25 protein-coding genes are annotated in these 24,703 nt (G+C 59.0%); 9 read left to right on the plus strand and 16 right to left on the minus strand.

Going from position 1 to position 24,703, the window contains the following annotated elements; all coding sequences use genetic code 11:
- The first annotated feature begins 1,072 nt into the window (after positions 1-1,072).
- Both IEY52_RS25185 and IEY52_RS25190 read left to right on the plus strand, forming a co-directional pair.
- Positions 1,073-1,648, plus strand: a complete 576-nt coding sequence (locus IEY52_RS25185; RefSeq protein WP_189008997.1) for a recombinase family protein — start codon at positions 1,073-1,075, stop codon at positions 1,646-1,648.
- A gap of 65 nt (positions 1,649-1,713) precedes the next feature.
- Positions 1,714-2,340 (plus strand): DUF6368 family protein, encoded by a 627-nt coding sequence (locus IEY52_RS25190; protein ID WP_189009000.1) that lies wholly within the window; start codon positions 1,714-1,716, stop codon positions 2,338-2,340.
- A 285-nt stretch (positions 2,341-2,625) separates the two neighbouring features.
- Here the strand turns inward: IEY52_RS25190 and IEY52_RS25195 are convergent, their stop codons facing one another.
- The gene (locus tag IEY52_RS25195; protein ID WP_189009002.1) at positions 2,626-2,979 is read right to left on the minus strand and encodes a hypothetical protein; all 354 of its coding nucleotides are present in this window, start codon (positions 2,977-2,979) and stop codon (positions 2,626-2,628) included.
- Positions 2,976-3,533: a ParA family protein gene (locus IEY52_RS25200; RefSeq protein WP_229684979.1), complete on the minus strand. Its 558-nt coding sequence runs from the start codon at positions 3,531-3,533 to the stop codon at positions 2,976-2,978. The genes IEY52_RS25195 and IEY52_RS25200 overlap by 4 nt, the downstream gene beginning before the upstream one ends.
- 467 nt (positions 3,534-4,000) lie before the next feature.
- Here IEY52_RS25200 and IEY52_RS25205 point away from each other — a divergent pair, with 467 nt between their 5' ends.
- Together IEY52_RS25205 and IEY52_RS25210 are read left to right on the plus strand one after the other, a co-directional pair.
- The gene (locus tag IEY52_RS25205; RefSeq protein ID WP_189009008.1) at positions 4,001-4,795 is read left to right on the plus strand and encodes a hypothetical protein; all 795 of its coding nucleotides are present in this window, start codon (positions 4,001-4,003) and stop codon (positions 4,793-4,795) included.
- Between the two features lie 56 nt (positions 4,796-4,851).
- A complete protein-coding gene (locus IEY52_RS25210) occupies positions 4,852-5,196 on the plus strand; it encodes a hypothetical protein (protein WP_189009011.1) in 345 nt (114 codons plus the stop codon).
- A 146-nt stretch (positions 5,197-5,342) separates the two neighbouring features.
- On the opposite strand, the gene IEY52_RS25215 is transcribed toward IEY52_RS25210, so the two are convergent.
- The 9 genes from IEY52_RS25215 to IEY52_RS25255 form a co-directional block, all read right to left on the minus strand.
- Positions 5,343-5,843: an urease accessory protein UreE gene (locus IEY52_RS25215; RefSeq protein ID WP_189009014.1), complete on the minus strand. Its 501-nt coding sequence runs from the start codon at positions 5,841-5,843 to the stop codon at positions 5,343-5,345.
- Positions 5,824-6,492: a hydrogenase nickel incorporation protein HypB gene (gene hypB / locus IEY52_RS25220; protein WP_189009017.1), complete on the minus strand. Its 669-nt coding sequence runs from the start codon at positions 6,490-6,492 to the stop codon at positions 5,824-5,826. Before hypB ends, IEY52_RS25215 begins: the two co-directional genes overlap by 20 nt.
- Entirely contained in the window at positions 6,489-6,836 is a 348-nt protein-coding gene (locus IEY52_RS25225) for a hydrogenase maturation nickel metallochaperone HypA/HybF (protein ID WP_189009020.1), read from the minus strand. The genes hypB and IEY52_RS25225 overlap by 4 nt, the downstream gene beginning before the upstream one ends.
- Complete coding sequence (locus IEY52_RS25230; protein WP_268239765.1) at positions 6,836-7,105, minus strand: HupE/UreJ family protein; 270 nt, start codon at positions 7,103-7,105, stop codon at positions 6,836-6,838. The genes IEY52_RS25225 and IEY52_RS25230 overlap by 1 nt, the downstream gene beginning before the upstream one ends.
- A 63-nt stretch (positions 7,106-7,168) precedes the next feature.
- Positions 7,169-8,335, minus strand: a complete 1,167-nt coding sequence (locus IEY52_RS25235) for a TniQ family protein (protein ID WP_189009027.1) — start codon at positions 8,333-8,335, stop codon at positions 7,169-7,171.
- A gap of 30 nt (positions 8,336-8,365) precedes the next feature.
- Entirely contained in the window at positions 8,366-9,466 is a 1,101-nt protein-coding gene (locus IEY52_RS25240; RefSeq protein ID WP_189009030.1) for a TniQ family protein, read from the minus strand.
- Between the two features lie 188 nt (positions 9,467-9,654).
- Positions 9,655-10,833, minus strand: a complete 1,179-nt coding sequence (locus tag IEY52_RS25245) for a helix-turn-helix domain-containing protein (RefSeq protein ID WP_189009034.1) — start codon at positions 10,831-10,833, stop codon at positions 9,655-9,657.
- A gap of 32 nt (positions 10,834-10,865) precedes the next feature.
- Positions 10,866-11,621, minus strand: a complete 756-nt coding sequence (locus IEY52_RS25250; RefSeq protein ID WP_189009037.1) for a hypothetical protein — start codon at positions 11,619-11,621, stop codon at positions 10,866-10,868.
- Between the two features lie 271 nt (positions 11,622-11,892).
- Positions 11,893-14,142: a beta-glucosidase family protein gene (locus IEY52_RS25255; RefSeq protein ID WP_189009040.1), complete on the minus strand. Its 2,250-nt coding sequence runs from the start codon at positions 14,140-14,142 to the stop codon at positions 11,893-11,895.
- Positions 14,143-14,580: 438 nt separating this feature from the next.
- Between IEY52_RS25255 and IEY52_RS25260 the strand changes: the two genes are divergently transcribed.
- Genes IEY52_RS25260 through IEY52_RS25275 form a run of 4 tightly spaced genes read left to right on the plus strand, consistent with a single transcriptional unit; the run spans position 14,581 to position 17,874 of the window.
- Positions 14,581-15,336, plus strand: a complete 756-nt coding sequence (locus IEY52_RS25260; protein ID WP_189009043.1) for a cyclase family protein — start codon at positions 14,581-14,583, stop codon at positions 15,334-15,336.
- Between the two features lie 13 nt (positions 15,337-15,349).
- Positions 15,350-16,051, plus strand: a complete 702-nt coding sequence (locus tag IEY52_RS25265) for a CoA transferase subunit A (RefSeq protein WP_189009046.1) — start codon at positions 15,350-15,352, stop codon at positions 16,049-16,051.
- A complete protein-coding gene (locus IEY52_RS25270; protein ID WP_189009048.1) occupies positions 16,052-16,699 on the plus strand; it encodes a CoA transferase subunit B in 648 nt (215 codons plus the stop codon). It begins immediately after the preceding gene.
- A complete protein-coding gene (locus IEY52_RS25275) occupies positions 16,696-17,874 on the plus strand; it encodes an acetyl-CoA C-acetyltransferase (protein ID WP_189009051.1) in 1,179 nt (392 codons plus the stop codon). The genes IEY52_RS25270 and IEY52_RS25275 overlap by 4 nt, the downstream gene beginning before the upstream one ends.
- Before the next feature lie 175 nt (positions 17,875-18,049).
- Here the strand turns inward: IEY52_RS25275 and IEY52_RS25280 are convergent, their stop codons facing one another.
- The 5 genes from IEY52_RS25280 to IEY52_RS25300 form a co-directional block, all read right to left on the minus strand.
- On the minus strand, positions 18,050-19,237 hold the full coding sequence (locus tag IEY52_RS25280) for an alpha/beta hydrolase family protein (RefSeq protein WP_189009053.1): 1,188 nt from the start codon (positions 19,235-19,237) through the stop codon (positions 18,050-18,052).
- 1 nt (position 19,238) lies between these two features.
- Positions 19,239-20,240, minus strand: coding sequence for a fumarylacetoacetate hydrolase family protein (locus tag IEY52_RS25285; RefSeq protein WP_189009056.1), 1,002 nt, complete (start codon positions 20,238-20,240; stop codon positions 19,239-19,241).
- Between the two features lie 16 nt (positions 20,241-20,256).
- Positions 20,257-20,901 carry a GntR family transcriptional regulator gene (locus tag IEY52_RS25290; RefSeq protein WP_189009059.1) on the minus strand — a complete coding sequence of 215 codons (645 nt, stop codon included), beginning with the start codon at positions 20,899-20,901 and terminating at the stop codon, positions 20,257-20,259.
- Positions 20,902-20,999: 98 nt separating this feature from the next.
- Positions 21,000-22,127, minus strand: a complete 1,128-nt coding sequence (locus IEY52_RS25295; RefSeq protein WP_189009062.1) for an FAD-dependent oxidoreductase — start codon at positions 22,125-22,127, stop codon at positions 21,000-21,002.
- 13 nt (positions 22,128-22,140) lie between these two features.
- Positions 22,141-23,145 (minus strand): VOC family protein, encoded by a 1,005-nt coding sequence (locus tag IEY52_RS25300; protein ID WP_189009065.1) that lies wholly within the window; start codon positions 23,143-23,145, stop codon positions 22,141-22,143.
- A 259-nt stretch (positions 23,146-23,404) separates the two neighbouring features.
- Here IEY52_RS25300 and IEY52_RS25305 point away from each other — a divergent pair, with 259 nt between their 5' ends.
- Positions 23,405-24,616: an ROK family transcriptional regulator gene (locus IEY52_RS25305; RefSeq protein ID WP_189009068.1), complete on the plus strand. Its 1,212-nt coding sequence runs from the start codon at positions 23,405-23,407 to the stop codon at positions 24,614-24,616.
- The last annotated feature ends 87 nt before the right edge of the window (positions 24,617-24,703 follow it).

Below are 24,703 nucleotides of genomic sequence, written 5' to 3' on the forward strand. Positions count from 1 at the left end.
TTCAGTCGACTCTAGTGTGATTCTGGAGAAACATCTGGATACCTGCTCAGCACGAAGGAGTTTTTCTGTGCTGAGCAGTTACTAGAAACCTTTGTTCAAAGCCATAGTGTCATAGAGCCAACAGATAGGGTCCTTGCAGCAATGCGATCTCTTGGATTGGGCAAAGTGGAATCCATTAAAATGGTCAATCAGATTTTTCGTCTGGACATAAGCTCTGCCAAATCCCTGGTGCATAACAGCTCAACCTGGGAAGATCGTTATGAAGTTGACCAAGCGCTACATGATGAGATTGAAGCTCTGATGATAGAATTTTAGATATTCTTTCGGCGCGAATACCGTTAGATTGGGCCTTGAATAAATATGAAAGGATCTTCTATTATATCAAATAGTTGAGGCTTTTGAATTTCTATTATATTTTGTGTTTTCAGAGACTGTTTAAAAAGTAGAAAATTCGTGTAGATCAAAGGAGTATAAGTGAATGAACATCAGGACGTTCCAGAATATCTAGAGTCAACATACAGTATGCTTACACGTTCGTTCAATCAAAGCGAAATCGAAAAGTACCTGAATGAGCTAATTTGGTGTCTTTATGAATACATGTCAGATAGAAATTTGGCCACTATTTTGAGTATTACTACATCCAGAGATAAGGGTCATATATACAATCACATATACTCAGTAATCGGCGATAAGAAATATGATCCGCTGGGGCTAGAAAAGGTTATTACCAAGCTATCTGAACATGGTTTTGACGAATGGACGCAAGAGGAATAACAGGCCTGCAATTACCCAGTGTATGACTACAATTATTTGGAAATGATCAAGATTCTGCCTTGGCATAATTTCCATAGGAAAACCGACTCTTGCAATCTGGATTCTTTGTGTAAGTCAGTTTGCCTCTTTCGAGTAAAGGATGAAACTCGATCCTGATCATCCCGGAAACGCTCGTTTTCGGGATGATTCTACCCAGAATTTTCCCCTCCCTTTTCAGTCGTGTTTGAGGTCCCGAATTCGCTTCCCGAAATCAAAATCCCGGTTGCTTACCTCCAGGTGGGTTTCGGTACACTGAAACATGACCCCACCCCAAAATCTGATTGGTTATGCCCGGGTGTCTACCCGGGAGCAGCATCTGGACCTGCAACTTGATGCCCTAACCAAAGAAGGCTGCAGCAAAATTTTTAGGGATGTCCTCAGTGGCAGCAAAGCAGACCGACCTGGTCTGAAAGCCGCACTGGAATACCTCCGGCCAGGGGATAAGCTGGTGATCTGGAAGCTGGACCGACTTGGAAGAAGCCTCCAGCACCTCATTGAAACGGTCAAACTGCTGCAGGCCAGAGGGGTGGATCTGCTGGTGGTGCAGGAAAAAATGGACACTGCAAGCCCGACTGGGAAGCTGTTCTTCCACATGATGGGTGCACTGGCAGAGTTCGAACGAGACATTATTCGGGAACGCACCCTGGCAGGCCTGGAAGCTGCACGGTCCAGAGGTCGTAAAGGGGGCCGCAGGGCGCTCCTGAATCCAGGACAGGTGGAGATGGCTCGAACCCTAATGCAAGATCCTAGAAATAAGGTAGCAGATGTGTGTAGGACACTGGGAATCTCCAAAACCACCCTGTACAGGTCACTGGGTAAACTCAAATCTCCATAGACCTACACACCTGATCTGCCATGGTGCTCTAGGCTGCCTGCTCAAAAATGCATACACTGGCGCATATGGGTGGACCTGACATACGAATTCTGCTCTCTCAGAGCCTGACCAGCACATTCCAAGATGAACTCAAAACTCTGTGTATAGAGTTGGGAGGAGAAATGCGCCGGTACCCACATGGGTTTTCTTTCAATGTGCAGACCCTCCGTCCACTGGGCATGGACTGGCCGTTTGAGCCAGATGCCTATCCACCTGTTTCGGTGAGTGTTGAAGACCTGGAAGAGATGAACGAATCTACCTATGAACAATATTCCTCCGATGAAGTTGAACAAATTGTCCAGATTGCAGGCTTTTCTCCAATCACGGTTCTCGACCTTGGTGCGCACAGTAATGGACTGATTTCTCATTACGTCCTGGGTGCCTTGAGCCTCTATCTGGCCACAAAATATCAGGGACTGATTGATCTGATGGGCATACTGAACGATCGAAGTTTTACGGTCTGGAAACAGCTCTCCAAGGAAGCAGAAGTCCAACAAGCCATCAAAATGTATGAGGCATATTTTCTGGGGCATGCCGGGCACCTATGGTCAGTCACTTCTGAGGGTTCAGAAGGCCCTTGGTTCGGGCATTATTGTGATGCTGAATTTATGGCCTGGTGGCTGAAGCAGTCTGAGTTCTATCTGGTGAAGTAGACCTCAGAAAGTGAATTTTGAATTAAAAATTTTCCTTCTGAGACAATCAATTTCGGATCAACGCGATAAAATCCGTCCGACTGGCCCCTTTGCCCCTGGCCCCGTACAGCCCAGTGCTTGCGGGAACTGGCCCGTGATTATGAAGCGGATGCCAGAAGGCATGACGATGATTCAGATCTCACCCAGGACCGCTGGCATTGACCAAGGATCCCCGTACATGCCTGTAAAGCGTGTACAGGGAAGATTTCTTGTTTAACATTAGATATTCAACATCAGATCATCAGCTCAGCGGCGTCTTCTGGAGGGACGTTTCGCAAGGTAGGAGGGGGCCTCCCAGCCTCTGGGGGGTTCACCGTATTTGCCCAGCATCATCTCTTCGAGCACCCCACTGATGGTCTTGCCTTCCAGGCCAGCCTGGTACAGGAACCACAGTTTCATCTGCCGGGTGACCCGGAAGCCCAGCAGTTCCGTGAGGTGTTCTTGTTTAACGTTAGAGGTTTGAAGTTCAACCGGCTGCTCTGGTTCCGGTCCGGGGTGCGCGGTCCAGCTTTCCTGTTTGACTTCCGGTTGTGCCTGCTCCAGCACCAGCCTGCGGCGCTCGGCGAGTTGCTCATCGAGGGTCTTGCCTTTCTTGCTCATGCGTTCACCCACACCGAAGCCGGTACATAACAGTCCACCGAGTCCAGGGAAAGGCCACTGGTGCGCACGTTGCGGAACACGGCAGGACGGTAGCTGATTTCCCCCACCAGGTTCCACCCAAAATCCTCCTTGACGATCGTCGGGGCAAGTTTAGAGTCCCGGTCTGGACCGAGGAAGTTCAACAGCACCCCCACCTTCAGACCGGGAATCCCACTGAAAATCCCGTAAAGGTGACGGGCCAGGGCGTAATCCTCGGCGGTGGGCTGCAGGGGAATGACCACATGGGTCAGGAGCTCCCGGTACTTGCGGGCGTACTGCTCCACCAGTTCTGCACTCGGTGGTGCATCAATCACCACGTTCTTGCCTTCAGGAATGGGGTCTTTGAGGTCCAGCACCGGAGAGCGTAGGCCCTTGAAGTACCGGGTGGATTTCTTGGGGTCGAGGTCAATGATCACCCCATCAAGCAGGTAAGCCAGGTGCACCGTGGTGGTGGTCTTGCCCACCCCACCCTTGCCAGAGGCCACCATCACGAACTTGGAATTCTGGGTTGGCATGGCAGCCATCATACCTGAATCTGGAAAACATCATACGTTCTTCATTAGACAGACAACATCTGAAGTTAGATGTTAAACAAAATTTTCCTGTGTAACAAAGAAGCTGTCAATCTTGGGTTTCCCTTTCGACTTTCTCTCCTGAGCTTGTGCCATCCATTCTTGAAGCGGCCATGGCCACCTCTACAGGAGTCTGACGGCATCCCTACAGTTTTCAGAGGCCAAGACAACAGTACAAAGAAGGTTGTTGAGGCACTCTACCAGCTGAGAACAAAATGCTGCCACTTTACCTTATGGAGCAAGAACACCAGTGTCAGGCAGCAGAGGTACACAAAATCCATAGCCCTGGTCTCTTCTTCAAAAACCTGCCTGCATCATGGATAACTGCAGGTTATCAAGTGACCTGATGGTGACCTCATTCTGTTCCACAAGACAGCCTGGTTGGGTTTCGTGGGCTTTACAATAAAGTTGTGCATTATTCAGACGTTCCAGAGGCCCTTTGGGAGTATTATCTGCAAATCAGTCCCGGAATCAGCGTGACAGCCCAGCAGCACCTCCAAAATCGATACAAATTGCTCCCTCAGACGGCCCCCATTTATCAGGGGGAGTACCAGCGGGTTCATGGGCACATGCAAAGCATTTTCGGTCCGCTGATGAAGGATGTGGACCTGGCCACCGAACATGTGCTCTGGGACCTGACCGATGATGGAGCGGCCAACAGTGTGCGCATGAAGGTCATTGAGCCCCAGACAGGTCCGGATCCAGTGAATCAGACCCTGGTCACATGGGGAGGTTCACGCCGTGCCCGCTGGGAGAGGCTGGTTCAACACCTCGATCTGCCTTTTCCCACCAGTTTCAGGCTCTACCGTGGCGTGAGACTCAAGCAAAGCTTCAATCCGTTTCCGGACCTGTTGAATTGCTGGCAGCAGGGCAGACCCTCTGCTTGTCAAACGCATCCTCTGGACAGTTGGACATTTGATCCACAAGTGGCAGAGGCCTTCGTCACCACTTCACAGCACCCTGGCAGTGGGGTGGTGCTGGCAGCAGATGTTGTTTTTGAAAGCACCCTTGCAGATGTGTTCGTTGATGACAGCTACTTCCTGTTTCCTTACCATCAGCAGATGGAATGTGTGGTCCGTCATCCAGCAAACCTTCAGGTCATTGACCCCCAGGACAGTTACGCGATTTTCAAAGGCCACAAATATTACATTGAATCTCTGAGACCGCTGACAAGAATGCTGAGACGGGAAAGCATCATTCCTTAAGTTTTGTGTCTCTGTGTGCCCACAGGATGTATACTGGTGAGATACAGGAGGTGGACATGGATCATCCACTGTTTTTGATGGCGGAAGCCACCCGGCGCCTCACCCGGGAACAGGTGGGCGAGGTGTCCTTTCCAGAACTTCCCATGGACCCAGAACGCAGACTGGAGCGTGCCCAGGTGAATGATTACCTGCTGGAAACCCGGACTGAACGCAAAAGACCCACAGCGGGCAGGTCCAAGCAGGAGATTCCACAGCGCAGTTGGAGGCTGAAGATCCGTCTGAACAAACTCAGACGCAAACTTCGTGAAGATGCTCTGGAGGCTGCCATGGTGGGTCATGGCAATGGTGCCGCACTGGCTTCCTATGTTTTACAGAAACGCAAGAAACCCGTCCGCAGATAGAACTCTGCCATCAGCAAGATCAAAAGGCCGCTTTGTCACAGGCGGCCTTTCTCATGGCTCAAAACCGTGTCTGGAAGGACCTACAAAAATACTCACCTACTAGGAGAGCGTTTCATTCCGGGGGGACATCTTCCCAAGGCCCCCCATCAGTGCTCCCAGGCAGGTTTCCCCAGAAAGGGCCGCACTTCCCTCAAGAAAGCCACTTTCAGGCGTTGCAACTGCAATTCCATGCTTCCTTCTGCCAGCACCACCAGGGTGTCACCATCGACCTGTACATCCCGGTGCAGGTTCCCGATGGCATAGGCGATTCGCAAGGCCTCCACATGGCTTTCAGGATGGATCACCAGCACCGCCTCGGGCGCTGCCTCCACCACGTAAGCTGTGGTGGAGTTCTTGCTCAGCACCATTCCCGCCTGCAAAACCATCCCGGTGGGGAGGGCCAGTGCAAACCCCTGTCCGTCGGAGGTAGTGAGTTTGCGCCTGACCCGGTGCCGATCCAGGCACGTCATGGTGACCGCAATGACCTCCTGTCCTTGCAGGGTCTGCTCTGGCAAACGGTCCACCCGGCTCCAGGCTGCAGGGGACTCAGGCTCCTCCAGTGCACTGGAGGGTTGCAGCAAGGGCCGTTTAAGGTTGGACAGTTTCATGCTGGCCCTGCAACACCCGGTACCACGCCTGCAGGCCCTGCCCGCTGCGGGAAGACACCTCGATGACTTTGACGCCCGGACGGGAGCGGTCAATGTTCTCCAGCGCCAGTTCCCGGTCAAAACCCACGGCATCCGCAAGGTCGATTTTGGTGATCAGCACCAGGTCGGCCGTGTTGAACATGGTCGGGTACTTGAGGGGTTTGTCTTCCCCTTCCGTCACGGACAGCAGCACCACCCGGAGTTCCTCCCCGAGGTCGTAGCTTGAGGGGCACACCAGGTTCCCGACGTTCTCCAGGAACAGCACGTCCAACTCAGGCAGGTTGAAGTGCGGCAGCACATTTTGCACCATCTGGGCATCCAGGTGGCAGATGGTTCCGGTCACGATCTGCACGGCCTGCACCCCAGTGCGCCTCAGGCGCTCCGCGTCGTTTTCGGTGGCCAGGTCTCCCACCGCCACAGCCAGCCTCAGGGTCTCTTTCAGGTCCGAGAGGGTGCGTTCCAGCAGAGCGGTTTTTCCAGCCCCGGGGCTGGAGGCCAGGTTGATGGCCCGGACTCCAGCCTGCTGGAAGGTCTGGCGGTTTTCCCGGGCCAGTTCATCGTTTTTCTTCAGGATGCCTTGCCGGACGGTGACAATGCGGGGGGGGGTCATGTTTCCTCCAGTTCCAGCGCTTCGAGTTCCAGTTCTTCCCCGGAGCGCAGGGTGGTGATGGGGTGGTCACAGTGGGGACAGCGCAATCCCCGCTGGGGGTGGAGGGGGATGTCCCCGTGCTCAGGGCAAATTCCAACCGCCTCCACGGTTTCGATGACGAGGGTGGCCTGTTCCAGCACGGTGCCTCTGGCCCCTGCGGGGTAAGCGAAATGCAGGGCTTCAGGGATCACGCTGCTCAGGGTCCCGATGCGCACGGTGACGGTTTTCACCCGCATGCCGGGGTGGTGCTGCAAAACGTCTTGCACCTGGTCGATCAATGCCAGGAGGATGCTGGCTTCATGCATCAGGCGAACATCAGGTACACGCCGCCGAGCAGCACACCCAGACCGGACATCCGCAGGGCATTCACATTGAGGGTGCGTTTCAGCAGCAGGCTGCCTGCGATGCCAGAGAGGTGGAGTAAGGCCGTGGCGAGGATGAAACCCAGGGCGTACTCCAGACCGGAAGCCGTGCTGGGCATTTCTGCCCCGTGGGCATGGCCATGGAAGAGGGCAAAGAGGCCCACCAGGGCCATGCTGGACCACATGTCAGTTGCAGTCTGTTCTGATATCAAACGACCCAGTTTTTGCAGTTTGTTTTGATATCATTGCAGCCAGAGGAATGACCGGAAACCCGGTCATTCCTCTGGCTCTGCCTTTCTTTGCCTGTATGTGGAATGGAAGTGCATTTCTTTCCACCTCAGCGCACAAACACAGTCCTCCACATTCAACACCGGCAACTCCTGCAGCCTCCAGAGGTGCAGGCTTCCCAGCACATCTTGAAACGGTGAAAGCGAAAATACCCTTTTGGTGTAATCCTTGAAGTCTTCATGCCGCCTGTCGAGGTCCCAGGTGAGGGTTTCTTGCATGTACCCCAGGTGGAACCTGTCCATGGGGTCATGGCCCATGACAAAACTGCCCATCACCCCGACCACCCAACTGCTGTCCCGTTCCTCAGGGCGAGTGGCATAGGCCACATGTCGCAAGAACCGATGCATCCGCCATGGCCAGCCTTCCAGAAACCAGCACAACAGAGAGATGCGCCAAATGACCTTCCTTCTGGATCTGGAATACGTCCCTAGCGGGTTTTCCTGGGGAAACTCAGGGTGCCCTTCCCACAAAGCAGCCAGCAGATCGGTCCCATGAAAACCGTACCGGCACACCACCTGGTGGTACAACACATGCAAGGCGCCAACAGGCCACACCTTTCCTGCGAGTTCCACCGTCAACCATGGGAATGGAGGTTCCAGTTGAAAGCCATGCAAGAGGGAATGCAAATGCCAGTGCATGGCAGGTTCCAGGTCGGGTTCCGCCTGACAGGTGTGCAGGGGTTGGCCACACTTGCGGCACGCCATGAATGCCCGGAGCATGTCCTGCGGGTGCATCCTGTGTTTGAAAGACACGTATGCCGCAACATCACTGTTGCAGTGGGTGCACACCTCCTGCAGGTGAAGTTGGTGCTTCTCACACCTCAGGGTGTGCGGAGATCGCCAACTGTCCCTGAAGTACGGCGATTCCAACAGGCACCTGGGACAAAACAGGGTGGTGGCATCCACATGTTCTGACTGCATGGGGGCTTCCAGGATGATTTCCTTGACCCCCAAAGCAAAAGCCAGATGGATGAGGTTCTCGGTCATGAAGGCCTTTGGGGGTAACCCCTGGGCTTTGTTGACATTGGGCTTTGCAGGGTACAGGTCACTGGTCCTTAACCCATTGCTGAACGCAGTGCGCTGAACCCAGGAAGCAAACGACTCATCAGGCAAAGGTCGGGGACGCACGGGCAAGCGCTGAGCATCGCTGGACATGCATCAGGGTCTCAGATTTAATGTGTGCGGTCAAGGCGAGGGCACCAGATACCGGTTGCTTCCGTGAAGTTGCATGTGCTGGGCACATGGACACAATTCAACTTGCTGGATCACTTTCAGGTGGGTGCCATCCAACCAGTCGATGGCTTTCCACAAGTCATGGTGCTGAGGTGGGGGTGAGCCCGGGATGGGGATCCGGTGGGTGTTCACCACCGCCAGCAGGTAAGGCACTTGCAGCATCAAAATGGGGTCCTTTTGGTGCATGAAACTGGCGATGACGTGGTCCACCCAGGTCGGGAGGTGCAGGTGGTCTTGCAAGACACCCAGGTGGGCCACCCACCGGAGGTACCGGTGGAGTTTCCACGGCCAGTGGGTGATCAGGTCTTGCAGGCACTCCACCCGTTGCAGGATGGAGGTGGGAGTGTTCCATGTGGGTTCCACGTTTCGACGGAGGATGGTTTTGAGGTTTTCACTGGTGCTCACGAAGCGGTTTTGCAGCACTTCATGCCAGATCAGCCAGGTCACGGCGAGGGGCACAGTTGCCCCTGGGGTCTGGCGGGTGGCGGAGGGTGGGTGGGGTTTGGGATGGTCATTGAGCAGGCCAAACAACTCCCAGGTGCTTCTTAGGAATGAATCGATTGGAGCTGGATGGTTGGCATGGGGGTGCTTGCAGTGGTTGCAGGTCATGAAGTCGTTCAGCATGACTTCTGGTTTCTTTCTTTGTGAAACACTTTTGTATGCGCTTAACTCTTTCCCACATTGTGAGCAAGAGTTCAACAGCATCAAGGAATGCACCTGGCATCTCCCTTGAATGTGGGTCCAGTGGGTGCGGAAGTAGGGTTGTTCTTGCAGGCACAATGGACAGAACCAGAGGGTGGTGTGGGCTGGGGGGAAATCCATGTGCTGGATCAGGGTTTCTTCCTCCATGCCAAGCATGCAGGCGATGGCCTGAAGGTCTGCGGCTTTGATGCTGGAGGGTGGCCACCCCCGGGAACGGTGGGGGTTGTGGGAGGTGGCGAACAGGTCACTGACTTTGAGGCTGTTGCTGAAGGCGACCCGATGAATCCAGGAACTCCAGGTTTCGTCGGGGTGTCGCTTGGGTCTGCCGGGCAACCGGTGTGCGGGGTTCATCTGGCTCCTTCATGAGAAAAAAATGTGTATCCAGAATGCCCAGAAACACCCCTTGAAACCAAATCAGGTCATTCTGTACCTGCGGGCATTTTGGATACCCTTCTGAGGGCTTATGATGAAAATGCTTTCGATTTTCTACGATACCACCTCTTATCGTAGAAAGATCCGGTCCGGGGGCTTCCCGGACCTCACTTCAACTGTGCCTTCGGGGTGAAACGAATCAAACCCAGCCCTCGAACCTCCACCGACGAAGACCTCGGGAAAAACCCATACGGCAAATTGCACAACAACTCCACCAGATCCGCACTGAGCCTGGTCTCCCGCAGCAACATGTCCTTCGAGAGTCCCAGCTGACCCGTCATGTACTCAAAAGCTTCCCGGAACAAATCCGGTTCCTCCGGAGGCCACACGTCATCAAACGGCTCATGGTTCCGCCAGCCCCGACGCCCGTAATTCCGCCACAAATTCGCCATCTCCGATTCGGTCACCAGACCCACATCATGCAGGCGAAAAATCATGGCCCCGATGCTGGTGAACCATTTGGACTTCAGGTGCCTGAGCATGTCCAGGTTCGACAACCAGGCATCCTCACGAAACGCCCGGAACGGCAACAAGAAAGCCCGGGCGAAATGGTGCGCCTGTTCCTCCATCACCTTGAAGAGTGCGGCATCGTTGAAGTTCTCCTGGGTGACCCCAGAGTGCAGGAGCAGGTGACCCAGTTCGTGTGCCAGGTCAAATCTGGACAGGGTGTAACAGTCGCGATCGTTGTTCAGCACGATCAGCGGCACGTTCTCCGGCATCACCCACACACTCAGGGCGTTGAGTTCCTCGCTGCCCAGCGACATGCGGCTGATGAACACCCCGTGGGTTTCCAGCAGGTTGCACAGGTGACCGATGGGCTCTTCCCCCAAGCCCCAGTGCTCACGGGCCTGCAGGGCGCAACGCTCCACATCCTGGCTGGTGATGTGCGCGGGGTTCTGGGTGTTCAGGCGGAAAGGAACACTGAGCGGCGGGGGATTCACCTGGCTGCAAATGGTGTGCACCAGTTCCTGAAACCAGGACAGGTACACTTCCGCCCGGTCACGGTCTTTCTTGGTGGACGCAGCACGGGAACGGTAAAACACCGGGGTACTGGAGGGGTGCCTCTCGCGGACTGCGGTGAAAAAGAAGCTCTGGGGGAGGTTGAAGAAGGCGCAAAGGGCATCGATGGTGGCAGGAGAAGGCTGGTTCTCGTTTTTTTCGTAAGCACTGATCGACTTGACACTGATGCCACCCAGGGCCTCGCCCAGTTCACCCTGGGTGATCTGGCGGGCTTTGCGGGCCTGCTGCAACCGCTCACCCATGAATTTCGGTGAGGTGTGGTGCATGGCTGACTCCTCTCGAAAAGGATTTTTGAACGCTACTTGTCCTCTGTGCCGCCGAGCAATCCGGGTTGGGGATGCTGACTCCAGCGGGGCTGGCCTGTTTTGGGAAGTGGAGGGGCGGTCACCTGGATGCCGTTGCCGAACAGGTTGAAGTCATCTGCAAAATCATACCGGTCCAGCGCTTCGGGAATCCCGTGTGCCTCTGGATTGGGTTTGATGGCAAAGATGCTTTTGCACAGGCCTAGATACTCGGGGTCCAGGTGGGTGGCCAGGCACAGGTAGGCCACATCGTCGTCTTCATCCAGCATTCTGGGGAACAAGTCCAGTACGCTCTTTTTGCGCTGGGTCAGTTCGGTGCTGTTGAGGCATGCGAACTCCAGCAGGCCTTTGGCGGTGGATTTGGGGTAGGTGTTGGCGTTGACCAACAGGTAGGTGCGTTTGCCGACTTTGAGGCCGGTGCGCCCGTTGAGCCGGTACCCCTGGTCCCGCATCGCCCGGATGAAGCGGTCCATGTCCTGGATTTCGTAGGGCATTTCCTGGTCGCGGCGGTACGGCAGGTAAAAGGGACGGATGTGGGGGTGGTCGTGTTGCAGCAGTGCGGCCAGTTTGAACACCTCTTCCACCAGGGCGTTGTAACGCTCTGCTCCTGCCGCGTGGGCAGGGTTGAACAGGCGCAACTTGGACTGCTGGTGGGTTTCGGTGCAAATGCGGGTGATGCGGTCGATCAGGATCTGAAATGGTTCTTTGTTTTGCAGGATGTGTTCGTTCAAAGGCACTGCTGACAGGGTCATGCCACCATCATGGCATAAACGCTGCATTTTTTCCAGAGCCTGGTCAGAAGTGGCTAAAAATTCCAGACCTTCGAGAGTGTGATGACACGAGGGGCATCAAGCCACAAAATGCACACCGGCAAACCGTTCCATCCACCATACCATGGTTTTTGGGTCAGCGACGAGCACCGTTCAGCCCCACCACACAACAAACACCTGAGCCTTTGACCCGCTCCCATTCACCCATCAAAAAAAGCCGGTGGATGTCCACCGGCCTTGCTGCCTTTGCCGTTCAGTAACTGCGGGCGGCAGAAACCATGCCCGGATCGCGGGACGAGTTGCCCACAAAGAACGTGTAGGTGCCTGCGGGGGTCACCCAACGGTGGTTGCTGGCATCCCAGATGTTCAGGCGTTCTTTCTTGACGGTCACCGTCACCTGGGTGGCCTGCCCGGGCTGCAAATTCACTTTCTGCCAGCCCACCAGGCGTTTGAACGGTTCTCCCGCAGAGGCAGGCAGCGCAGCGTACACCTGGGCGACTTCCGCTCCAGCGCGCACCCCGGTGTTCTTCAGGGTGAAGCGCACCGTGACGTCCCCATTGGCTTCTTTGGTGGTGATCAAACTGGAGGTGCTGAAGGTGGTGTACGACAGCCCATGCCCAAAGGGGAACAGCGGGGTGATGTTCTGGCTGTCATACCAGCGGTACCCCATTTTGAGCCCCTCGGTGTAAGGCACGTCACTGGCACTGGAGATGGCTTTCTGAGGCAAGTCGGCTTCGGTTTTCGGGAAGGTGACGGGGAGTTTGCCGCTGGGGTTCACGTCCCCGAACAAGACGTCCGCAATGGCCTGACCTCCGCGCACCCCCGGGTACCAGGCTTCCAGGATGCCCGGGACACTGCTGATCCAGGGCATCTTGACGGGACCCCCGTTTTCCAGCACCACCACCGTGCGTTTCTGTTTGGCGGAAACCGCAGCAATCAAGTTGTTCTGGTCGTAGGCCTGGTTGGCCGGGTCGGTGGTGTTGTTGGGGAGGTTGAGGTCCGTGAGGTCCATGTTTTCGCTGGTGAACTGCGTGGCGAACACGATGGCCAAGTCTGCCGTGGCGGCAGCGTTCGCTGCAGCGGCACTGTCTTCCCCGCTGTAGTAGGTGACGGTTGCACCGGGGACTTTGGCTTTGATGGCCTGCAAGGGGGAAGACTTGTAGTAAGGGGCGCACTTGGAGAACACCCCACCTGGATCAAACGCCGCACCGGGGGTCAGGCAGGGGACAGGGTTGCCGTCCTGGGGGATCACCGCGGCACTGCCCCCACCGTTCATCACCCCGACGTCGGCGTGCCCGCCAATCACCACGATTTTCTGGATGGTTTTGCTGATCGGGAGCACACTGCTGCTGCTTCCGGTGGGCACCGCGTTTTTCAGCAACACCATCGACTGACTGGCGGCTTTCTGGGCCAGGGCTTCCCCCGTGGCGCGATCAATGCTTCCACTCACCGTGGGTGGGTTTTGCATGATGCCGTAGCGGTAGAGGGTGCGGAGTTTGCGGAACACCATGTCATCCAGGCGTGACATGGGCACACTGCCGTTCAACACAGCGGCTTTGAGTTTCTGGTTGAAGTTGCTGGGCGGCAGACCGTAAACGCTCTGGTAGTCGTCTTGCGAGCCGGGTTGTTCTTCGTCCAGCCCTGCATTTGCTCCACGCACAGTGTCGGTGAGGGCGAAAATCCAGTCGGACATCACCACCCCTTTGAAGCCCCATTCGGTTTTGAGGATGTCGGTGAGCAGCGTTTTGCTTTCGCAGGCTTTGCTGCCGTTCACCAGGTTGTACGCGCACATGATGGTGCCGGGCTGGGCGGTTTTGACGGTCATTTCGAAGGGCAGCAGGTAGATTTCCCGCAGGGTGCGCTCATCGATCACCGAGTTGGAGTAAAACCGGTTGGTTTCCTGTTCGTTGCCCACCAGGTGTTTGGGGTTGGAGATCACATACTGGGCTTGCACGGCGAGGGTGCGCTGGGTGAGGAAGGTCCCGGCGAGGAAGGGGTCTTCGCCGAGGTACTCCCAGTTGCGGCCGTACCTGGGGTCGCGGGCCATGTTCGCCCCGCTGCCCAGGCCCACCGCGAAGCCCCGAACCCGCAGTTCCTTGCCGATCTGGGTGCCGAGTTCAAAAGTGAGATTGGGATCCCAACTGGAAGCAACGGCAATGGGGGCAGGGTAGGCCACGGCGCCCTGGATGCCTGCGTTCACCCCGGCGGCGGAGTCGGCCATGTTCAAATCGGGAATGCCCAGGCGGGGGATGCCCTTGATGAATCCTCCGCCGCCGAGTGGGCTGCTGCCGATGCCTGCACCGTGCACCAGCTGGATTTTTTCATCCAGGGTCATCTGCGCGAGCAGGGCCCGGGCTTGCTGGTCGGCGGTGGAGTCCAGGTCGTTCTGGGCAACTGTGGGAAGGTCAGGGGTGGCCGTGTTGGGGGCTTGCAGGGTGCTGCAGGCGGCCAGGCTGAGGGTGAGGAGGCTCAGGGCGGTGGGTTTGAAGTGGAATCTGGGCATGGTGTTCCTTTGCAGGGGGCTGCCCTCCCTGCCTGCTGGGCAACCGTGGGCCGACCGGGCATGGGGGAGCCGCCACAGGTGTGGCGAGGGGACAACTTGAATTGGGGTGTGAACCATCTGGACAGTAACATTTTTTCAACATTTCGTCAAGGCTCACATGATGAGTAAACCTACAACCCCAACTCAAACCCGGAAATGTCGTTCAGCAAACAGGTTACAAATTGACATTCCAACCAGAACCTCACACGTCTGCACAAATGATTTGCCTTCACCCCCTCCCCTGCTACAGTGAAACCACGGTTCACCACCCCTCCGGGCCCCTGCACCCGGTGTTGTCCTTCCCCCACAAACCCGACCTGACCCACCGGCCTCCAACCTGACCCCTGCGGGTCCACCGGACGCCCTGTCGGCCTGCCCTGACCCACCGAAGGAGCAACCATGCAGCCCATTGACCTGTCCGCCCCCCTGCAAAACACCCCGGCGGACGTTCCCGCTTTCCAGCGCATCCACATCGAATACCGCACCAACCAGCAAGGGGCAGATGACATCGAACAGATGTTCCAGGTGCCCCGTGAACTGCTGCACCAGCAAGAAGGCTGGGCCACCGACACCATCCGGGAACTCGGCACCCACTCCACCACCCACATCGACGCCCCCCGGCACTACAACAGCAGCATCCAGGGCCAAGACAGCCAGACCATCGACGAACTCCCCCTGGAGTGGTTCTTCCAGCCTGGCATCTGCCTGAACTTCCAGCACAAAGAAGACGGCGAAGCCATCACCCTCCATGACCTCCAGCAAGCCCTCCAAGGCATCAACCACACCCTCTCCCCCCTGGAGATCGTCCTGATCCACACCGGACGGGACCAATTTTACGGACAGGGGGACTACTGGCTCAGAGGCCCCGGCGTCACCGCAGAAGCCACCCGGTACCTGTTCGAGCAAGGCATCCGGGTGATGGGCATTGATAGTTGGGGATGGGACCGCCCCCTGCACCTGCAGGCCAGGGACGCCCAGGAACACCAAAAAGGGGGCATCTTCTGGGCCGCCCACCAGCTGGACCTCCCCTACGCCCAGATTGAACGCCTGGTCAATTTGTCCTCGCTTCCCCCCAAAGGCTTCATGGTCAGCTGCTTCCCCCTGCGCCTGGTCGGCGGCAGCGCCGCCCCTGCCCGGGTGGTGGCCCTCCTGTGAACGGGAGTCCAGCATGAACAAACTTTACCCTGATGCCCTTTCAGCCTTGCAGGATGTGGTCAGAGACGGCCAGCTGATCGCCGTGGGTGGCTTCGGCCTGTGCGGCATTCCCGAGCAACTCATCCTGGCCCTGCGCACAACCGGAGCCAGCAACCTCACGGTGGCCAGCAACAACGCTGGGGTGGATGACTGGGGCCTGGGTCTGCTGCTCCACACCCGGCAGATCCGCAAGATGATCAGCAGTTACGTCGGCGAAAACAAAGCATTCGAACGCCAGTACCTGGAAGGTGACCTGGAAGTGGAATTCGTGCCACAAGGCACCCTCGCAGAACGCCTCAGGGCCGGAGGGGCCGGCATTGCCGCTTTCTTCACCCGCACCGGGGTGGGCACCCGGGTGTCCCACGGCAAACCCCTCAAGGTGTTCCATGGTCAAGTGTACGTCATGGAAGAAGCCATCCAGGCGGACGTCAGCCTGATCAAAGCCTGGAAAGGGGACCCGGAAGGGAACCTGGTGTACCGCAAAACCGCCCGCAACTTCAATCCGGTCATGGCCACCTGCGGCAAAGTCACCATCGCAGAAATCGAAGAACTGGTGCCCAGTGGCACCCTCGACCCGGATGAGGTGCACACCCCTGGCATTTTCGTGCAACGCCTGGTTGTGAACCCAAACCCAGAAAAGCGCATCGAGCAACGCACCGTGCAAGGAGGGATGTGAATGCCCTGGTCCCGCAACGACATGGCCCGACGGGCCGCCCTTGAACTCCAGGACGGCTTTTACGTCAACCTCGGCATTGGCCTCCCCACCCTGGTGGCCAACCACATCCCTGCCGGCATGCACGTGATGCTGCACAGCGAAAACGGCCTGCTCGGCATCGGCCCCTACCCAGTGGACGCCGAAGTGGACGCCGACCTCATCAACGCCGGGAAGCAAACCGTCACCAGCGTCCCCGGGGCGAGTTTCTTCTCCAGCAGCGACGCCTTCGCCATGATCCGCGGCGGACACATCCACCTCGCCATCCTGGGGGCCTTGCAGGTCTCCGAGAAAGGCAGCCTCGCCAACTGGATGGTGCCCGGCAAGATGGTCAAAGGCATGGGGGGCGCCATGGACCTGGTGGCCGGGGTGAAACGGGTGGTGGTGTTGATGGAACACACCACCAAAACCGGGGAGCACAAAATCCTGCAACACTGCACCCTCCCCCTCACCGGCCAGAATGTGGTCTCCCGCATCATCACCGACCTGTGCGTGCTGGACGTCACCCCCACCGGACTGACCCTGGTGGAACTCGCTCCGGGGGTGGAAGTGGAGGAGGTGGAACGCAAAACCGGCGCACCGGTGCGGGTGCCTGAGGGGGTGGGGAGGTGACGGACGTGGTCATCGTGCAGGCCCGGCGCACCCCCATCGGGACCTTCCTGGGGGCATTCAGGGACACCCCTGCAGTCACACTTGGGGTGCAAGCGGCCAGGGCCACCCTGGAAGGCCTGCCCACAGGGGACCTACAAGACGTGATCATCGGGAATGTCCTGCAGGCCGGTCAAGGCATGAACGTCGCCCGGCAAGTCGCCGTGCACGCCGGCCTTCCCCACCGGGTGCCCGCCCAGACCGTCAACCGGGTGTGTGGGAGTGGCCTGCAGGCAATCATCACCGCCGTGCACGGCATCCGGTGCGGGGACGGCCAGGCCTACCTCGCCGGAGGCATCGAGAACATGTCCCTCGCCCCGCACGTCATGCCAGCGCTGCGCCAGGGGGTCCGGCTGGGCCACGCCGAGGTGCGTGACACCGTGCTCGTTGATGGCCTCACCGACGCGTTCCATCACGTGCACATGGGCATCACCGCCGAACACCTTGCCCGTGAAAGGGGCATCACCCGCCAGGACCAGGACCTCTTTGCTGCAGAAAGCCACCGCCGGGCCACCGAAGCCCGGGAGCAGGGGCATTTTCAGGCAGAAACCCTCCCGGTGGAGGTCAAAGGCCCCAGGGGTCAGGTGTTGCAGGTCGAGCACGATGAGCACATCCGACCCGGCACCACCCCAGAAACCCTCGCCCGCCTGAAACCCGCGTTCCTGCCGGAGGGCACGGTCACCGCCGGGAACGCCAGTGGCCTGAACGACGGGGCGGCCCTGCTGTACCTGGCTTCACGGGAGTACGCCGAGGCCCAGGGGTTGCCCATCCTCGCCGAGGTCGTCTCGTATGCCGCTGTGGGGGTGGACCCCATGCAAATGGGCATCGGTCCCGCCCGGGCGGTGCCCCTGGCCCTGCAGAAAGCAGGGCTGTCCCAGCAGGACATCTCCCTGTTCGAGCTGAATGAAGCTTTTGCCGCGCAATCCCTGGCGGTGATGCAGGAACTCGCCCTCGATGACCGCCAGGTGAACGTCACCGGAGGGGCCATCGCCCTGGGGCACCCCATCGGAGCGAGTGGGGCCCGGGTGCTGGTCACCCTGACGCATGCCCTGAGACGCACCGGTGGGGAATTCGGGGTGGCCAGTTTGTGCATTGGGGGCGGGATGGGCATCGCTGTGGTGGTCAAAGCCCACCATTGAGAAGGGCCGGGACACCTGTGTCCCGGCCCTTGTTGCTGTGTTTCTCTGGTCCTGCCTTTCACCTCCTTTTTCTAAGCCCCGCTGGACTGCAAGCCCCTGTCGGTTCACCGGTGACATGGGCACCTCCTTTGGGGACGGGTGGGCCGTGCCGTGTCCAGCAGGCCCACGGTGCTCTTCAGTGTTGCTGTGCCACGGCTTTGCCCTGGGTGTGGGTGCGGCCACCGAGGCGTTCAGTCACCCAGTCGGCAATGAAATCCCCGGCGTTGCTGCTGTTGTCCAGGCTGGAGTGCTGGCTGCCCCCTTCCCGGCGGGTGAAGATTTTCAGTTCCCGGTCCGGGCTGTTCACCAGGCCCGCGTAGGTCTGGTGGGCGTAATCGAGGGGAATCTGCCGGTCGTCGGCCCCGTGGGTGACCAGGAAAGGCACCCGGATGCGGTCGAGGATGCCGTTCAGGTGGATTTGGGGGATGAGTTCCATGAATTCCTCCATGTTCTGCTTGCCCCACACCCATTGCACGTGCTCCCAGTAGTGGGGGACGGGACGGTCCCCTTCGTTGCGCAGCCTGCGGAGTTGCACTTCACCCCAGTTGTGGTTCGCGCCCCACACGGCACCGAGGGCGAAGCGGGGTTCAAAGGCCACGGCGCGGGGGGCGTAGTATCCTCCCAGGGACACCCCCATCAGCCCGATGCGTTTGGAATCCATGTCCTTGCGGGTCTCCAGAAAGTCCATCACTTTGCTGGCCCAGCGTTCACTGTCCACCACCGCGGTGAGGCCCTGCAGCCTGAGCGCTTCTCCGGTGCCAGGCTGGTCGAGGATCAGGGAGGACACCCCTCGCCGGGCGAGGGCTTGCGCTGGAGCAATGCGGTAGACCATCTCCTTGGTGCTGTCGAGTCCATTGACCTGCACCAGCACCGGGGCGGGGCCTTTCACCCCTTCGGCCCGCACGTACAGGGCACTGAGGTGCGTGCCTTCATAGGGGATTTCGAGACGCTCACAATTCTCCCCACTGAGCAGGATGCTCCTCTGGAAGGCCGCAAGGAACTTCTGGTACAGGGGGAGCCGCTCCGCAAAGCCGCTGGACTGCAACCGCTCGGCGGTCAGGTAGTAGGTGGAGGCCCGGGCGAGTTTGCTGCCCGCGCTGAGTTCCCGGCCCTGTACCAGGTCCTCCTGGGCGAGGTCGCTCAGCTTGTCGGCCATCTCCACCCAGGAGCGCATGAAATCCACGGTGCCGGCATCATCGCCTTTTCTGGAGGCGTCCAGCACGGGCTGGCACATCTCGTCGATTTCACCGATTTTGGCGCCCATCTCCAGGGCGAGGTTGATGGCGATGTTCCAGACGTAATTGGTGGGAAAGTACTTGAACATGTCACTCCTGTCCGGTCAGTACCGGCGTGGTGTGGGCCACCACCTGCTGGTGGATGGCCCCGAAAACCGTGCTTTTGTCGGGGAGGAACACCTCCATGCGCACCCGGTCCCCGACGTTCATGAACGGGGTGCGGGGGGATCCGGTCTGGATCATTTCCAGGGCACGGCGTTCCGAAATGCACGCCGAACCCCTGGAGGGGTCCCGGTTGGAGAAGGTGCCGGAGCCCAGCACGGTGCCTGCAGCGAGGCTGCGGGTGCGGGCGAGCTGACTGATGAGTTCCGGGAAGGAAAAATCCATTTCTCCCCCGTGGGGCTGCCCGAAGAGGTGCCCGTTGAGGTGCACCGTGAGGGGCAGGTGCACCCGGCCGTCCTTCCAGTGGGTTCCGAGTTCATCTGGCGTGACGGCCACCGGGGCGAAGGTGGTGGTGGGTTTGGCGTGGATGGGCCCGAAGCCACTGAGGAGTTCCTGCTGCAAAAACCGCCGGTAACTCATGTCGTTGAACAGCACCAGCAGGCGGATGCACTGCTTTGCTTCTTGCACCGTCACCCCCATGGGGGTGTCTGAGAGCACCACCCCGACTTCCCCTTCGAAATCCACCTGCAGGTCACCAGCTGGAACCATGTGTGGGTCGCAGGCCCCCTGGAACCGGTCTGAAGCCCCCTGGTAGAGGATGGAGTCGCCTTCAGGCACGGTGACCTGCAGGCCGAACGCCCGGGTCATCAGCTGACCGTGGTGCAGGAACGCCGAGGCGTCCACGAAACCATACGCCCTGGGGATGGGGGCCATGAAGTCGGTGGGTTTCACCGGGAACGCCACCTTGCACTGCCCGGCGTTGAGCACGTCGGAGAGGTGTTGCAACTCGGCTTCCACACGCTCCCAGTCGTCCAGCAAACCTTGCAGGGTCGGGTGGAGGTGGGAGAGGTGCACGGCGCGCTGCAAGTCCCGGGAGACCACCACCGGGGTGCCGTCCCGGGTGCCGTTTTTGAGGGTGCCGAGTTTCACCCTTCACCCCCCAGGTTCAGGGGTTGGCGAGTTGATTGGCGATGGCCATGCCTTTGACCAGCACATGCTGGTGCACTTTGTCGGCGGCCTCTTCGGCCTGGTGCCTTGCAGCGAGGTTGAGGATGGTTTGATGGTCCACATCCTGGTCTTTCATGAAGGGCATCACGTCCGTGAAGGTGTGCATGTAGTGCATCACCCGGTAGCTTTCCGCTTCGATGGTTTTTTGCAGGTGGTGGTACCCGGAGAGGCCGTACAGGGAGAGGTGGAAGGAGAGGTTGAGGCGGGAGTACTCCACCATGTCGAAATGCCGGTGCAGTTCGTTCATCTGGTCGACGAGTTTCTGCAGGGCCTGCACGTCCCGTTTTTTCACGAAAGGCACGGCCCGCAGGGTGGCGAGACGTTCCAGGGTGGCGCGCATCTCGAAGAGTTCCCGGATTTCCCTGGGTGAAAATTCGGTGACCTGCGCCCCTTTGTGCGGCAAGATGGTGACGATCCCTTCGGATTGCAGGGTGGTCATGGCTTCGCGGATGGGGGTCATGCTCACCCCGTAACGTTCCGTGAGGGTCTCCAGCCTGAGGCGCTCCCCGGGCCGGAAGGTGCCGCGGATGATGTCGTCTCTGAGCAATTGGGCCACGGCGGATTTGATGGTTTTCGTGATCATGGGGGGGACACCTTCGTGTCTGCATTTTAACAGGGTCCACCTTTCCGTGAGGGAAGCCCGGCGGAAGCCCAAATCGGGCTTCCGCTGGCAGGGGGGTTTCAGATGGGTTGCGCGGTGTACTGCATCATCTGCTGGATGATCCCTGGGGTGTTGGCGTCGGGGGGGTGGGTGAGTTCCCAGGTGTTGACCTGCATGCTCATCTGGTGGATGGTGCGGCAGCGTTCGAAGCGCCGCCGGGTGAAGTCTTGAAGGGTGTCTTCCAGGTGGTGGCTTCCTGGGAGCATTTCGCTGAGCACGGCGCTGTCCTCAATGGCCATGCCTGCACCCTGCCCAACGTGCGGGCTGGTGGCGTGCACGGCGTCCCCGATCAGGAGCACCCGGCCTTTGTGCCAGGGGCCGTCCTGGAAGACCACTTCGATGGGTTTGTAGACGACCTGCTGAGGGTCGGTGATCTCCCGTGCGAGCTCTCCAACCAGACCGCCGAGGCCTTGCATGCGCTCTTGCATCAACTGGTGCAGTTTCTCCTGGGGCATCCAGGGGTTGCCGTCTTCCCGGGAGGTGACAAAGAGGTACATCAAATCCTTCCCGAGTGGCACGATGCCAGCGGCGTTGGTGTGGGGGGTGCTGGGGTAGGCCATCAGGTGATCGACGTGCGCTGGGCGCTGAAAGTTGTGCCGCCACACCGACATCCCACTGAAGGTGGGTTTGATGTCCCCGAAGAGCAGGGTGCGCACCTTGGAGTAGAGGCCGTCCGCCCCGACCACCAGGTCGTACTGGCCCTGGGTGCCGTCGGTGAAGGTGACTTCGATGTGGTCTGGTCCCTCTTCGAAGCTGTGCACGGTGATGCCGAGGCGCACCCGGGTGCCTTTTTCCTGTGCGGTGTGGGTGAGCATGTCGTGCAGGGCCCGGCGGGAGATGCCCATGTTGGCGGGGTAGCGGTTTCCGGCGAGGCGGGGGCTGGGGAGTTTCACCCTGAGTCCGCCGTCCGGTCCGTACATGCCGACTTCATCGAAGGGGAAGCCGGTGGCGACGTACGTGTCGAGGAGCCCAAGGTGTTCCATGGCGCGGAGCACGTTGGCCTGCTGGATGATGCCCACCCCGTAGACCGTCCATTCGGTTTTGATTTCGACGAGGTCGACTTCGATGCCTTGCTGGGTGAGGCCAATGGCGAGGGTGAGTCCGGCAATGCCGCCTCCGACGATCAAGACCTTGTTGATTCTTGCCATGGGGTTCCTCCGTTCAGCCGTGCTTGACCCAGGGGTTCACCGGGGCAGGAAGGTCGATTTCGGCTGCTGCGGGGGCATTGGCGGGTGGGAAGGCTTCGAGCATGGAGTTGGGCATGCCCTGGTTGCGGTACATGCTGTTTGAGCCCTGGGAGGGTTTCCACACCACGGTCTTCCAGTCGGGAACGTAATTCCTGACCCCGCCGGTGTTGAGTTCGATGCGCACCCCGCCGGGTTCACGGAAGTACAGGTAGTTCTGTTCGCCCATGCCGTGCTTGCCGGGGCCGTATTCGATGTGCACGCCGTTTTCGATGAGGATGTCGGCGGCGCGCAGCAGGTCTTCGCGGGAGTCCAGCCAGAACGCCAGGTGGTGGAGGCGTCCGGGGATGCCGGAGAAGTCGATGCCGAGGGCGAGGTCGTGGGCTTTTTCGTTGGTGGTGACCATCCCGAAGACCACCTGGTCGGGGTTGTCTTCCATGCCGTTGTAGCACATGAAGCGGAAGTCCAGCACGTCCCGGTAGAAGTGGGCGTCTTTGATGACGTCACGGGTGGCGAAGGTGATGTGGTCGAGTTGGCGGCCGGCGGTGCCTGCTCCGGTGAAGCGCTGGGGGCGTTCAGGGTAGGTGGATTTCAGGTGGTCGGGGGCGGTGTAGTGCTCGACCTCCCAGAAGATTTCCAGTTGGTGGCCGCCGGGGCTCTGGAAGCGGTAGCTGCGGCCGTGGCCGTGGCTTTTTTCGACCCACTGTCCCGTGTGGCCGGCTTCTTCGAGGCGCTGCACGGCTTCGAGGAGTTCGAGTTCGCCGTTGGTGCGCCAGGCGGCGTGGCCGAGGGCGGGTTTGTCTCCTTCGGTGAGGATCAGGCTGTAGAGGTAGGGGTCACCCCAGCACCTGAGGTAGGCACTGTTTCCTTCCTGGTGGGTGAGGGTCATGCCCATCACGTCCTGGAAGAACTGGATGGACTGCTGGAGGTGGGGGGTGAGGAGTTCGGTGTGGGCGAGGTGGGCGAGGTAGCGGCTGGGCATGGGTTTTTCCTTTCTGGACTGAGACACCGTTGCGAGATTTTTTGTCTCACACAGTATTTTTCTCAGATTTTATATTTTATAAAATCTACAGTAGCAGGCCAAGCTGGGTTTGGCAATACCATCTGCAGCACAGCGTTTCTCCTGCAAGACGACCCCCCACCCGCCCGAAAAAGCAGGCGAGGCAACAGTTTTTGGTGCACCAGGGTGCACCACAGAGGCATCAAGAAGAGAACAGTGGTATTATAGGTTGGTTCAACGTATGAATCAACCCCCCCATTCCCCCAAAGGTGACCCCCAGGCCCTCCGCCACCACAACCGCCTGGAAATCCTCCGCCACCTGCGCACCCTCGGCCCCACCAGCCGCACCGACCTCGTCCCACACACCGGGCTCAGCAAAGCCACCCTCACCGGCCTCACCGCAGAACTCATCGAAGAAGGGCTCATCGTCGAAACCAGCATCGGCCCCTCCGGAGCCCTCGGCGGACGCAAACCCGTCTTCCTGGACATCAACTACACCCAGTTCCATGCCATCGGGGTGCGCCTCTCCGGACAGGACCTCCACCTGGTGCTCACCGACCTCTCCACCCGGGTGCTCGCCCACCACACCGAACCCCTCCAGGGCACCAAACCTGAACTGGTCGCCCAGCACGTCGCCAGGCTGGCCCAGCACCTGCTCAGCACCCACCATGTCCCCCAGGACCACTGCATAGGCATGGGCATTGCCCTCGCCGGGGTGATCGACAGCAGCACCGGCATGGTGCTGTTCAACAGCCCACTCGGGTGGACAGGCGTGCCCTTCGCACACCTGGTCTCCCAGCACACCGAACTGCCCACCGTGATCGACAACGACATCAACGCCTTTGCAGCCAGCGAGATGCTCTTCGGCCACGGCAAACAGAGCCAGAACCTGCTGGTCATCGCCAACGGCCTGGGGCTGGGTTCCGCCCTGATCACCGGCGGCAAACTCTACCGGGGAAAAAACGGCGGGGCTGGAGAATTCGGCCACAACACCATTCAACCCGGGGGCCGAACCTGCAGTTGCGGCCGGCAAGGCTGCCTCGAAGCTTTTGTCAGCGAATGGGGCATCCTGCAAACCTTCCTGGAGAACCACCCCGATCAAGACAGCCTCACCATGGATGACATGCTCAAACTCGCCCACACCGGGGACACCGGGGCACAACAGGTCCTGCAGGAAGCAGGCCAGTTGCTTGGCTTCCACCTGGCCCACCTGGTGAACGTCTTCGCCCCAGAAAAAATCATTTTCGGCGGGGAAGCGGCACGGTTCGGTCCCCTGTTCTTTGATCCCCTGCAGCACAGCCTCAGGGAACACCTGTTCGCCCCGCAAACCGAACCCCTTTCCTTTCACGTGGTTTCCTGGCACCAGGAGCAATTCACCCCCTGGGTGGTGGGGGCCGCCAGCCTGGCCGTGAAACGCACCTTTGAAACCGGAGCATGGTTGCACCCCCAGTGAAGCCCCTGAGCAGTGAACACAAAGTCCTCACAATAGAGGAATGACCTTACAGCAGGACCTCCCGACCCTCCACCTGAGAGACCAACG

The sequence above is a fragment of the Deinococcus roseus genome, from assembly GCF_014646895.1.
Taxonomy (GTDB): Bacteria; Deinococcota; Deinococci; order Deinococcales; family Deinococcaceae; genus Deinococcus_C; species Deinococcus_C roseus.

Excerpts from the sequence above, each read along its gene's own strand:
- IEY52_RS25185 (WP_189008997.1), top strand. The coding sequence starts at position 1,073 with ATGACCCCACCCCAAAATCTGATTGGTTATGCCCGGGTGTCTACCCGG.
- IEY52_RS25190 (WP_189009000.1), top strand. The coding sequence starts at position 1,714 with ATGGGTGGACCTGACATACGAATTCTGCTCTCTCAGAGCCTGACCAGC.
- IEY52_RS25195 (WP_189009002.1), bottom strand. The coding sequence starts at position 2,979 with ATGAGCAAGAAAGGCAAGACCCTCGATGAGCAACTCGCCGAGCGCCGC.
- IEY52_RS25200 (WP_229684979.1), bottom strand. The coding sequence starts at position 3,533 with ATGCCAACCCAGAATTCCAAGTTCGTGATGGTGGCCTCTGGCAAGGGT.
- IEY52_RS25210 (WP_189009011.1), top strand. The coding sequence starts at position 4,852 with ATGGATCATCCACTGTTTTTGATGGCGGAAGCCACCCGGCGCCTCACC.
- IEY52_RS25215 (WP_189009014.1), bottom strand. The coding sequence starts at position 5,843 with ATGAAACTGTCCAACCTTAAACGGCCCTTGCTGCAACCCTCCAGTGCA.
- hypB (WP_189009017.1), bottom strand. The coding sequence starts at position 6,492 with ATGACCCCCCCCCGCATTGTCACCGTCCGGCAAGGCATCCTGAAGAAA.
- IEY52_RS25225 (WP_189009020.1), bottom strand. The coding sequence starts at position 6,836 with ATGCATGAAGCCAGCATCCTCCTGGCATTGATCGACCAGGTGCAAGAC.
- IEY52_RS25235 (WP_189009027.1), bottom strand. The coding sequence starts at position 8,335 with ATGTCCAGCGATGCTCAGCGCTTGCCCGTGCGTCCCCGACCTTTGCCT.
- IEY52_RS25240 (WP_189009030.1), bottom strand. The coding sequence starts at position 9,466 with ATGAACCCCGCACACCGGTTGCCCGGCAGACCCAAGCGACACCCCGAC.
- IEY52_RS25245 (WP_189009034.1), bottom strand. The coding sequence starts at position 10,833 with ATGCACCACACCTCACCGAAATTCATGGGTGAGCGGTTGCAGCAGGCC.
- IEY52_RS25250 (WP_189009037.1), bottom strand. The coding sequence starts at position 11,621 with ATGACCCTGTCAGCAGTGCCTTTGAACGAACACATCCTGCAAAACAAA.
- IEY52_RS25255 (WP_189009040.1), bottom strand. The coding sequence starts at position 14,142 with ATGCCCAGATTCCACTTCAAACCCACCGCCCTGAGCCTCCTCACCCTC.
- IEY52_RS25260 (WP_189009043.1), top strand. The coding sequence starts at position 14,581 with ATGCAGCCCATTGACCTGTCCGCCCCCCTGCAAAACACCCCGGCGGAC.
- IEY52_RS25265 (WP_189009046.1), top strand. The coding sequence starts at position 15,350 with ATGAACAAACTTTACCCTGATGCCCTTTCAGCCTTGCAGGATGTGGTC.
- IEY52_RS25270 (WP_189009048.1), top strand. The coding sequence starts at position 16,052 with ATGCCCTGGTCCCGCAACGACATGGCCCGACGGGCCGCCCTTGAACTC.
- IEY52_RS25280 (WP_189009053.1), bottom strand. The coding sequence starts at position 19,237 with ATGTTCAAGTACTTTCCCACCAATTACGTCTGGAACATCGCCATCAAC.
- IEY52_RS25290 (WP_189009059.1), bottom strand. The coding sequence starts at position 20,901 with ATGATCACGAAAACCATCAAATCCGCCGTGGCCCAATTGCTCAGAGAC.
- IEY52_RS25295 (WP_189009062.1), bottom strand. The coding sequence starts at position 22,127 with ATGGCAAGAATCAACAAGGTCTTGATCGTCGGAGGCGGCATTGCCGGA.
- IEY52_RS25300 (WP_189009065.1), bottom strand. The coding sequence starts at position 23,145 with ATGCCCAGCCGCTACCTCGCCCACCTCGCCCACACCGAACTCCTCACC.
- IEY52_RS25305 (WP_189009068.1), top strand. The coding sequence starts at position 23,405 with ATGAATCAACCCCCCCATTCCCCCAAAGGTGACCCCCAGGCCCTCCGC.